Origin of the sequence: Arenimonas sp., from assembly GCF_019459675.1 — a bacterium.
Classification (GTDB): domain Bacteria; phylum Pseudomonadota; class Gammaproteobacteria; order Xanthomonadales; family Xanthomonadaceae; genus Arenimonas.
Genome location: NZ_JAIBFH010000267.1, coordinates 1 through 1,135, shown reverse-complemented (window position 1 = coordinate 1,135; position 1,135 = coordinate 1). Strand labels below are relative to the sequence as shown.

The 1,135-nt window shown below is 71.3% G+C and carries 1 protein-coding gene; it reads right to left on the bottom strand.

The genetic code is table 11. The features are described from left to right. Positions 1–77: 77 nt before the first annotated feature. A partial coding sequence (locus tag K0M70_RS08905; RefSeq protein WP_290781445.1) for a WD40 repeat domain-containing protein occupies positions 78–1,135 on the bottom strand: 1,058 nt, incomplete at its 5' end.

The following is a 1,135-nucleotide window of genomic DNA, read 5'->3' as shown; positions in this document are numbered from 1 at the left end:
GGGTGGAATGCCTGACCCGTGGGGGGCGTATGGTTAGTCTGGTTGCCAGCCGCGGCGGGGCGGTGGGGGTTGGCGCTCTACGCGCCCCCCGGGCGGCCCCTGTAGCAGCCGTCGGCGAGCGACCCGAGCGCAACCAGCCCGCCGTCCCGCGCTGGCCGCATCTGCCAGCGGCTTTCCACCGTGCGGCAGTCCCCGCGCGCAGCGCAGGCCGGATCGACCAGCAGCGCAGGCGGGAATCCTGCCAGGGCCGCCTCGGTGTCGTTGGTGGCGAAGTAGCCGTAGCTGCCAAGCAGGTAGCGCGTCGAATCCAGCCACTGCCCGTGGTGGTAGGCCCGTTCCGGCGTGAAGCTGCGGTCGCCGCTGCCGCTGGACAAGTCGAGTGTTTCCACGCGCGCCTGCGTCTCGTTGACGAGGCCTTCAACGCGCATCAGGCGCAGGCCGTCGGGCGACAGGTCGGCGTCGAGGAAATAGCTGCGCGGCTCGCCAGTGAGCGCAAGTGGCGCCGCGCTGTCGTCGGTGCTCAGCAGGGTTACGCCGTAGCGACAGCGCTCGCGTGACGTGCAGGTCGGCTCGAGGAATTGGATGTTCTCGTCAGACGGGTCGAACAGGCCGCGGCGTCCGTCGGCATGGTTGGCTACCGGTTTCAGTCGGCCGTCCGGCGACGCCGGCCAGTGGCGCGAAGCGTCGTCGTCGGCGCTGGCGGGGACCGGAAGGCTGGGGTCCGCGCGGACCACGCGCGTCGCCAGGTCGAGCGCGTAGGTGCACCAGCGCGTTCCGGGGTGGTGCGCGCCGGGGCAGGCAGGCCCGGCGTCGGATTCGGACACGCCTGCGTAGGCGATCGACAGCGTTCCGGCGGCGGGGGCGTCGGTGAAGGCATGGAAGCGCAGCGGGCCGTCGATCTTCCCTTCGCTAGGCGGTGGGTTTATCAGCCCTGGATCAAGCGGCACCTGCGCGTGGTCGAGGATCGCGCCGCTGGACACGTTCCAGACGACGAGGGAGCCATCGCGAGCGAGCGACGCGAGGTGGCGTCCTTCGTCGACCCAGCGCACGGCGAGCACCGGCGACTGGTGGCCGAGCTGCACGACGATCTTGGGTTCCAGCGAAGCGTCTTCGGGAGCGGCCGCGGCTGGCGTGG